At 71.5% G+C, this 8,873-nt stretch carries 6 protein-coding genes and 1 pseudogene; 4 read left to right on the top strand and 3 right to left on the bottom strand.

Going from position 1 to position 8,873, the window contains the following annotated elements; translation table 11 throughout:
- Positions 1 to 197: 197 nt before the first annotated feature.
- Positions 198 to 947, top strand: coding sequence for a DeoR/GlpR family DNA-binding transcription regulator (locus ASG00_RS05955; RefSeq protein ID WP_056207549.1), 750 nt, complete (start codon positions 198 to 200; stop codon positions 945 to 947).
- A gap of 5 nt (positions 948 to 952) precedes the next feature.
- Here the strand turns inward: ASG00_RS05955 and ASG00_RS05950 are convergent, their stop codons facing one another.
- The 3 genes from ASG00_RS05950 to ASG00_RS05940 form a co-directional block, all read right to left on the bottom strand.
- Complete coding sequence (locus tag ASG00_RS05950) at positions 953 to 2,596, bottom strand: APC family permease (RefSeq protein WP_235557442.1); 1,644 nt, start codon at positions 2,594 to 2,596, stop codon at positions 953 to 955.
- A 242-nt stretch (positions 2,597 to 2,838) separates the two neighbouring features.
- Positions 2,839 to 4,170: an aspartate aminotransferase family protein gene (locus ASG00_RS05945; RefSeq protein WP_235557445.1), complete on the bottom strand. Its 1,332-nt coding sequence runs from the start codon at positions 4,168 to 4,170 to the stop codon at positions 2,839 to 2,841.
- 198 nt (positions 4,171 to 4,368) lie between these two features.
- The gene (locus tag ASG00_RS05940) at positions 4,369 to 5,934 is read right to left on the bottom strand and encodes a PucR family transcriptional regulator (RefSeq protein ID WP_056207545.1); all 1,566 of its coding nucleotides are present in this window, start codon (positions 5,932 to 5,934) and stop codon (positions 4,369 to 4,371) included.
- A gap of 123 nt (positions 5,935 to 6,057) precedes the next feature.
- Between ASG00_RS05940 and gabT the strand changes: the two genes are divergently transcribed.
- The 3 genes and pseudogenes from gabT to ASG00_RS17305 all read left to right on the top strand — a co-directional run.
- Positions 6,058 to 7,413: a 4-aminobutyrate--2-oxoglutarate transaminase gene (gene gabT, locus ASG00_RS05935; RefSeq protein ID WP_056207780.1), complete on the top strand. Its 1,356-nt coding sequence runs from the start codon at positions 6,058 to 6,060 to the stop codon at positions 7,411 to 7,413.
- A 6-nt stretch (positions 7,414 to 7,419) separates the two neighbouring features.
- Positions 7,420 to 8,116, top strand: a pseudogene (locus ASG00_RS17310) (flavin monoamine oxidase family protein); the annotation flags it as partial.
- Position 8,117: 1 nt separating this feature from the next.
- Positions 8,118 to 8,754 (top strand): flavin monoamine oxidase family protein (locus ASG00_RS17305; RefSeq protein WP_235559269.1); only part of this gene is annotated, 637 nt, incomplete at its 5' end.
- Positions 8,755 to 8,873: the final 119 nt, after the last annotated feature.

Raw genomic sequence — 8,873 nt, 5'->3', positions numbered from 1 at the left:
CCCTCCCGACCGGAGCCTTCCCCGGGGTCGACACGACGGAGGTCTACGAGTTCCTCGCGACCCACGCGCCGCGCGACTGAGATCGCCGCGTCGACGTTGAGCATTCGCACGGCCGGCCGATAGGCGCACGGGCGCCGGGTATGACAGTCTTCTCACACTCGCCCGGAACCCGATCCGCGGCGGGATGGAGGACGACGATGGATGTCGCGGAGCGCCGTTCGGCGATCGTGTCGCGCGTCGCATCGACCGGCGACGTCGAACTCGCCGGTCTGGCGGCGGAGCTGGGTGTGAGTGCGATGACGCTGCGGCGCGACATCGAGGCGCTGCGCAGCGCAGGGGCCATTCCGCGCCGCGCGTCCGCCCCACGGCCCGAGGGTCGCACCGCCGACGTTCCCGGAGTGCACCTCGATCGTGCCGCCCCGCTCGCCGAGGCGGTGGTCGACGTGCTCGAACCCGGATCCACCGTCATGATCGCGGGGGGCGCCATCGGCCACGGCGTGGCGCGCACCCTCATCGGGCGGGGCCTCGGGCTCACGATCGTCACCCCGTCGCCCGACGTCGCGCTGGTGCTCGCCGCCGACCCGGACACCACCGTGGTCATCGCGGGGGGTCTGCTGCGCGGCGGGGCCGGCATCGCGGTCGGAGCCGACGCCGAGCGTGTCGTTCGCCGCTACAACTACGACACGGCGGTGATCGACGCCGAGGGACTCGACGCCGTCCGGGGTGTCACGGCCGCCGATGCGGACGTCGCCGAGATCCTGCGCGCCGGCATCGACATCGCGCGACGGGTCGTCGTCGGCGCGAGCGCCGCGAGTCTCGGGGTCGTCAACCAGCTCAATGTGACGGCGCCCGACAACCTCGCCCTCGTCGTCACCGACGCCGGCGCGCAGCATCCCGAGGTCGACGCCCTCGCCGCATCGGGCATCGAGGTCGTCGCCCTCGGGTGAGCGCCTCAGACGGTCGGGTCGCCCTTGCTTGACTTGGACCGTCGGTACTCGATGCCGGTGGTCTCGTCGATCGCGATGCGACCGGTCGGCAGGTTCGACAGGTCGGGCGAGATGACGGTGGGCTCGCGGCCCGAGTCCGGCAGGCCGAACGTGTGTCCCTCGTCGACGCCTTCGAGCACCAGCACGGCCTGCGCGCGGCCGAGGGTGCGTCCGACGAAGTAGTCGGGCGACACGATCCACCAGACGATCATGAGCACGACGCCCACCAGGATCGCGCCCACACCGACGACGGCCACCATGCCGATCCCGAAGAACTCGACGTTGTTACCGTCGGCGTCCTGGAGCCAGTCGGGCTGGGCGAACTGGATGAGTCCGTAGACGAACGCGACCGCGAGGATCCCGCCGCCCGCGAGTGGAACGAGCCCGCGCATGACGAAGTTCCGCACGCTCGAGAACAGGGTGCGGCGGTAGAACCAGACGCATGCGAAGCCGGTGAGTCCGTAGTAGAAGGCGATCATGAGGCCGACCGAGCCGATGAGGGCGGTGAGCAGGTTCGGCGAGATCACGGTGAACAGCACGTAGAAGGCGATGGATGCCACGCCCATCCCGATGGTCGCCCAGGTCGGCGTGAGGAACTTCGGGTGGATGCGTGCGAAGCGCGTCGGGATCGCCTTGAACGCCGCCATCGACAGCGCGGTGCGGGCGGTCGGCAGGATCGTCGTCTGCGTGGAGGCGGAGGCCGAGGTGAGGATCGAGAACGCGAGGAGCGCGACCGCCGCCTGACCCCAGAAGCTGTTGCCGAACAGGGTCGGCGCGATGGCCGAGAAGACGTCCGCCGCATTCGACTCCACGCCGAGGCCGATCCCGTCGGTGCCGACGCCCGCGAACGCGATCGCCGCGACCGAGACGAGGGCGTAGGTGACGAGCAGGAGGAGGGTCGAGATGATCGCCGAGCGACCGGGGGTCTTCTTCGGGTTGGCGGTCTCCTCGTTGAGGGAGACCGCGGTGTCCCAGCCCCAGTAGATGAAGATCGCCGTGAGCATGGCCGGCGCGACGACGGTGCCGAAGTCGAGACCGCCGGGCCACAGCCAGCTGAGCGAGGGGGTGAGGGAGCCGTCGACGCCGTTGCCGCTGTAGACGCGGGTGAGGGCGACGACGGAGAAGAGCACCAGCACCACGAGCTCGATGCCGAGCAGGGCGTACTGCAGACGCGCCGAGACCTCGACGCCGAGGTAGCAGATGCCGGTCATGATGACGATCCAGGCGACGCCCGCGACGGTCGACCAGAGCGTGTCGCTCGAGAGCGCCGTGATGTCGCCGTCCTGGGTGATGGTGCCGACGAACGTGAATCCGTACGAGCCCGCCACCTGGGCGAGGTTGGCCATCACGATCACGTCGGCCGCGATGATGCCCCAGCCGCCGAGCCACCCGGCGACGGAGCCGAAGGCGCGCGCCGCCCACGTGAAGGTGGTGCCGCAGTCGGGCTCGGCCTTGTTCAGCTCGCCGTACGCGACGGCGATCATCCACATGGGGATGAACGCGAGCAGCATGATCGCGGGCGCCTTGACGCCGGCGAGCACGGCGCCGCCGCTGGCGACCACGAAGCCGAGGCTCGCCGCCAGGCTGTACGCCGGCGCCGTGGAGGACATGCCGATCACGACGCTTCCGACGAGACCGACAGCCCCCTTTCGCAGGCCTTTGTCTTCTGATCCGGATGTGGGGGCTGTGACGGTCATGTTCGCCTCCGCGCGAGGTGTGATGGATGGATGCGGAGACTCGGTCGGACGCAGGCCCCCAGCGGCCGCCGACCGGGTCGGTGTGTCGTTTCTCTGTTGAGGCCGGCGGCCTCGGTGGATCTGTCGGTGCGGTGGGGCCTTGTGGCCCCGGTGGATCAGATGAGGTTGCCGGCCTCCGTGAGCACGTCACGGAGGATGCCGGTGATCTCGCGGAACTCGCTCGGGCCGATGGTCAGCGGCGGGGCGAGCTGGATGACCGGGTCGCCCCGGTCGTCGGCGCGGCAGTACAGGCCCGCGTCGAACAGCGCCGACGAGAGGAATCCGCGCAGCAGGCGCTCGGATTCGGCCTCGTCGAAGGTCTCTTTGGTGGTCTTGTCCTTCACGAGCTCGATGCCGTAGAAGTAGCCGTCGCCGCGCACGTCGCCCACGATCGGAAGGTCGTGCAGCGTCTCGAGCTCGGCGCGGAACAGCGGCGCGTGGGTCTGCACGTTCTGCAGCAGCCCCTCCTCCTCGAAGATGTCGAGGTTCTCGAGCGCGACCGCGCACGAGACCGGGTGTCCGCCGAAGGTGTAGCCGTGCAGGAACGTCGTGTCGCCGTGGGCGAACGGCTCGAAGACGCGGTCGCTGACGATCGTGGCTCCGAGCGGCGCGTAGCCGCTGGTCAGCGCCTTGGCGCACGTGATCATGTCGGGCTCGTAGCCGTAGTGCTCGCAGGCGAACATCGTGCCGATGCGCCCGAACGCGCAGATCACTTCGTCCGAGACCAGGAGCACGTCGAGTTCGTCGCAGATCTCGCGCACCCGCTGGAAGTAGCCGGGCGGGGGAGTGAAGCATCCGCCCGCGTTCTGCACCGGCTCGAGGAAGACGGCCGCGACCGTCTCCGGCCCCTCGAAGAGGATGGCCTCGCGGATGCGCTCGGCGGCCCAGATGCCGAACGCGGCCTCGTCGGGTCCGGTGAAGCCCATCTCGCCGGCGCGGTACCAGTTGGTGTTGGGCACGCGGAATCCGCCGGGGGTGAGAGGCTCGAACGGCGCCTTCATGGCGGGGATGCCGGTGATGGCGAGGGCGCCCTGCGGGGTGCCGTGGTAGGCGATGGCGCGGGAGATGACCTTGTGCTTGCCGGGCTTGCCCTGCAGCTTCCAGTACTGCTTCGCGAGCTTGAACGCCGTCTCGACGGCCTCGCCGCCGCCGGAGGAGAAGAACACGCGATTGAGGTCGCCCGGGGCGTAGTCGGCGAGTCGCGCCGCGAGCTCGATCGCGGCCGGGTGGGCGTAGGACCACAGCGGGAAGAAGGCGAGCGATTCGGCCTGCTGGGCGCCGATCTCGGCGAGGCGACGACGGCCGTGCCCGGCGGCGACGACGAAGAGTCCGGCGAGTCCGTCGATGTACTCGCGGCCGTGGCTGTCCCACACGCGGTGGCCCTCGCCGCGCACCATGATCGGCACCGGCGCGCCCGCCTGGTTGGCGCCGTGGCGGGCGAAGTGCATCCACAGGTGGTCGCGGCTCTTGCGTTGCAGGTCGTCGTTGTCGAACGGGCCCGACGGGGAGTACCCGCGGGACGCCAGGGTGGGGGGTGCCGAATGCTGACCGGTCATGCCGGAGACGCTAACGGGTGCGACCCCGCATGACAAGGAAAAACGTCGTTGCGGATGTATTTCGCGACGGTTTCGGTTGTCTGAGTAGTTCTATTCAGCGGATAGCGAAGTTTTCGAGATCGATGGCGCGCCCGTCAGCTCCATGGCGACCCACAGCTCGCTGCGCGCGGCGAACCCCGACAGATCCCGCCCGAGCACGTGCTCGGCCAGGGCCACCCGCGCGCGCACCGTGTGGCGGTGCACGCCCAGCAGGCGGGCGGATGCCTCGTGCCCCCCGTCATGCGCGAGCCACACCCGCAACGTCGTGACCAGCTCGGTGCCGTGGGCCGCGTCGTGGGCGACGAGCGGCGCCAGCGTGGCGTCGGCGAGGCGCCGCGCATCGGGCGTCGCGAGGTGCGGGAGCAGTCCCACGTCCGCGACGATCTCGAACCGGCGCACGCGTCCCGTGCCGCGCTCCAGGGCGAGGCGCGCGCGGGACAGGGCGGTCGCAAGGTCGTCGTCCGGTACGGCGGCGACACCCACCCGGAGGTCGAAGGCCTCCGCGAGGTCGGCGGCCACGCGCTCGCCGCCGGTTCCCGCGAGCACGACGATCTGGTCGTCGTCGCGCCCGTAGAACACCTCGACCCCCGGTTCGTCGGCCCGCACGTCGAGCCAGTCGAAGATCGCGGCGCGACGGGAGGAGGCGGCATCCGTCACGGCCACGGTGCGATCGCCGCCCGGCAACGCGCCCCAGACGTCGCGCGCGATGCGGCGGGCGAGGGTGAGATCTCCCGCGAGAAGAGCCTGCAGCACGCCGCGCCGCAGCGCGCCGTAGCCGCGGTCCAGACGCTGGCGCTGCTCGAGTGCGAGGCCGGCCAGCGCCACGACGGCGGTCACGAGTCCGCGTTCCTCCTGGTCGAGGTGCGTCGCGGCGATCACGAGTGCGCCGCGGAGGCGTCCGGTGCGACCGAGGGTCTGCAGGCTGAAGGAGCCGGATGCCGCGTGCAGGGCCGATCCCGTGTTGGCGCCGCGCCGCAGGAGCGTCTGCACCTCGTCGGTCAGTGCCTCGGCGGCGTCGGACGTGAGAGCGTCGACCGGGTGGGCGTGGGTGAGCGCGCCGGAGGCGTCGAACAGGCCGACCCAGGTGCCGAGCTGCCTGGCCAGCTCGTCCACGATCGCGCCGAGTCCGCCGGGCCGCAGCGCCGCGAGGGAGATCGCCCGCTGCGCGGCGAGGGCCCAGCTGCGACGGGCGTATGCCTGGGCGGCGATCGCCTCGGCGTTCGCGCGGGCGACCGCGATGAAGGGGGTGCGGTAGGGCACTTCGACGAGCGGGAGTCCTGCCTCGCGACAGGCCGCCGCGAGCTCGGGCGGGATGCCGGCGCGCACGACCTCGGTGCCGAAGCCGACGGCGACGACTCCGCGGGAGGAGAGTCGTTCGACGTACGCCACGTACTCGTCGGGCTCCGCGGCCGTCGCGAGGAACTGCGTGCCGGTCGTCAGCAGCGCGAGCCCCTCGGACAGGAAGGGTGTGGGGTCGAGCAGGTCCGAGCTGTGCACCCATCGCAGCTCCGCATCGAGCGCGCCCGCCGGCAGGGCCTCCTCGGGCGTCTCGAGCCGCAGGCGCAGCTCGGTGCGCGCCAGCAGCGCGCGCAGGGTCGGGACGTGCGGCTCGGCCATGGGGTCCTCGGCGTTCGGGCGGCGGTGGCGGCATCCGGCCTGTACGGGATGGATGCCGTGATCGTTCCCGTTATACACGCCGTCGAGTGGTGGTCGTCAGTGTCGGCGGCTAGCGTCGCCGACATGAGCACCGCCGACACCCTCACCGTCCCGCTGGGCGGCCCCGCGCTTCCGCAGGAGCGCCGCCTCGTCACCGCGATCCCGGGCCCGCGGTCGCAGCAGCTCCTCGAGCGCAAGGCCGCAGCCGTGCCGGCGGGCGTCGGGCACACCGCCCCCATCCACGCGGTCGCCGCCGGCGGCGGCGTCGTGGTCGACGCCGACGGCAACTCCCTCATCGACCTCGGTTCGGGCATCGCGGTCACCACGGTCGGCAACAGCCACCCGGCGGTGGTCGCCGCCGTCGCGCAGCAGGCCGCGCAGTTCACCCACACCTGCTTCATGATCTCGCCGTACGACTCCTATGTCGCCGTCGCCGAGGCGCTCAACCGGCTGACGCCCGGCGATCACGAGAAGAAGACCGCGCTGTTCAACTCCGGCGCCGAGGCGGTCGAGAACGCGGTCAAGATCGCGCGCAAGTTCACCGCGCGGCCGGCCGTCGTCGCATTCGACCACGCGTACCACGGGCGCACGAACCTCACCATGGCCCTCACCGCGAAGGCCATGCCGTACAAGCTCGGCTTCGGCCCGTTCGCGGGCGAAATCTACCGGGCGCCGCTGTCGTACCCCTTCCGCGACGGACTGTCGGGTCCGGATGCCGCGGCCCGCGCGATCGCGATGATCGAGAAGCAGATCGGCGCGTCGCAGGTCGCTGCCGTGCTGATCGAGCCGATCCAGGGAGAGGGCGGGTTCATCGTTCCCGCCGACGGCTTCCTGCCCGCGCTCGCCGACTGGTGCCGCCAGAACGGCGTCGTCTTCATCGCCGACGAGGTGCAGACCGGCTTCGCCCGCACCGGCGCGATGTTCGCGAGCGAGCTGTTCGATGTCGTCCCCGATCTCGTGACGACCGCCAAGGGCATCGCCGCGGGCCTCCCGCTCGCCGCCGTCACGGGGCGCGCCGAGATCATGGATGCCTCGCACGCCGGGGGCCTGGGCGGCACCTACGGCGGCAACCCGATCGCGTGCGCCGCGGCACTCGCCGCGATCGACGTGTACGAGAGCGACGACCTCGCCGGCCGTGCCCGTGATCTGGGTGAGGTGCTCGTGGCCCGCCTCGAGGCGCTGCGGGCGGCCGATGCCCGCATCGGCGACGTGCGCGGACGCGGCGCGATGATCGCGGCCGAGTTCGTCGACCCCGCGACCGGCGCGCCCGATGCGACGCTCGCCGCCGCCGTCGCGAAAGCGTCGATCGCCGAGGGGGTCATCGTGCTCACGTGCGGCACCTACGGCAATGTCATCCGCTTCCTCCCGCCGCTGTCGATCCCGGACGCCCTCGTGCACGAGGCGTTCGACGTCATCGGCGCGGCCCTCGCGGCGAACTGAGCGCCGATGACCTCGATCACGAAGGACGTCGTCGTCATCGGCGCGGGCGCGGCGGGTCTCACCGCCGCCCACGAGCTGCGCCGCCAGGGGCTGTCGGTGGCGGTGCTCGAGGCCCGCGACCGCGTCGGCGGGCGGCTGTGGACCGACACGGTCGACGGCGCGGTGCTCGAGATCGGCGGCCAGTGGGTATCGCCCGATCAGACCGCGCTGCTCGAGACGCTCGACGAGCTGGGGCTCGAGACCTATCCGCGCTACCGAGAGGGCGACAGCATCTATCGCGGCCGGGACGGCGAGCTGCGCCGGTTCACCGGCGAGCTATTCCCGGTCTCCGAGGAGACGGCGGCGGCGATGACCGCGCTCATCGCACGCCTCGATGCGCTCACCGCCGAGATCGACCCGGATGCCCCGTGGGCGCACCCCGACGCGGTCGCGCTCGACACGATCTCGTTCGAGGCGTGGCTGCGCGCACAGTCCTCCGATGCCGAGGCGGTCGACAACATCGCCCTCTACGTCGCGGCGGCGATGCTCACCAAGCCCGCCCATGCGTTCTCCGCCCTGCAGGCGCTGCTCATGGCCGCGAGCGCCGGGAGCTTCTCGCACCTCGTCGACGCGGACTACATCCTCGACCGCCGCGTGATCGGCGGACTCCAGCAGGTGCCGCTGCTGCTCGCCGAGCGCCTCGGCGCCGATGTGCACCTGGGTGNGGTGGCATCCGCCCCCGACCTCGAGGTGCACGCGCGGTTCGCAGTGCTGGCCCTCGCTCCCACCCTCTTCGAGCGCATCGGCTTCGAGCCGCCGCTGCCCCGGCTGCAGCAGCAGCTGCACCAGCACCTCTCCATGGGGTTCGTGATCAAGGTGCACGCGGTCTACGACCGGCCGTTCTGGCGCGAGGCGGGCCTGTCGGGCACGGCGTTCAGCCCGTACGAGCTCGTGCACGAGGCCTACGACAACACCACCCACGGCGAGAGCCGCGGCACCCTCGTCGGGTTCGTGTCCGACCAGCGCGCCGACGACGTGTTCACCCTCGACGCCGACGAGCGGCGCACCCGTATCCTCGACGCCCTCGCCCGTTACTACGGCGACGAGGCGCGGCATCCCGTCGTCTACTTCGAGAGCGACTGGGGGAGCGAGGAGTGGACGCGCGGTGCCTACGCGGCGAGCTTCGACCTCGGCGGCCTGCACCGCTACGGTCCGCACCTGCGTGCGCCCATCGGACCCGTCCACCTCGCGTGCAGCGACATGGCGGGCGCCGGTTACCAGCACGTCGACGGGGCGATCCGCATGGGTCGCGCCGCCGCCGCCGACATCCTGACCGCGGCCCGCCGGGCCGCCGCCGACTGACCACCACCGAGGAGAGCCCATGAGCGAGTACGCCGTCGTCAACCCCGCCACCGGCGAGACCCTGGCCACCTACGACACCCTCACCGACACCGAGCTGGCCGCGAAGGTCGCCGCTGCGG

The sequence above is a fragment of the Microbacterium sp. Leaf351 genome (assembly GCF_001423825.1).
In the GTDB taxonomy this organism is placed as follows: Bacteria; Actinomycetota; Actinomycetes; order Actinomycetales; family Microbacteriaceae; genus Microbacterium; species Microbacterium ginsengisoli.
The sequence above is the reverse complement of the archived record's forward strand: the minus strand, read 5'-3'. Positions and strand labels throughout refer to the sequence as shown.

Excerpts from the sequence above, each read along its gene's own strand:
- ASG00_RS05955 (WP_056207549.1), top strand. The coding sequence starts at position 198 with ATGGATGTCGCGGAGCGCCGTTCGGCGATCGTGTCGCGCGTCGCATCG.
- ASG00_RS05950 (WP_235557442.1), bottom strand. The coding sequence starts at position 2,596 with ATGTCCTCCACGGCGCCGGCGTACAGCCTGGCGGCGAGCCTCGGCTTC.
- ASG00_RS05945 (WP_235557445.1), bottom strand. The coding sequence starts at position 4,170 with ATGCACTTCGCCCGCCACGGCGCCAACCAGGCGGGCGCGCCGGTGCCG.
- ASG00_RS05940 (WP_056207545.1), bottom strand. The coding sequence starts at position 5,934 with ATGGCCGAGCCGCACGTCCCGACCCTGCGCGCGCTGCTGGCGCGCACC.
- gabT (WP_056207780.1), top strand. The coding sequence starts at position 6,058 with ATGAGCACCGCCGACACCCTCACCGTCCCGCTGGGCGGCCCCGCGCTT.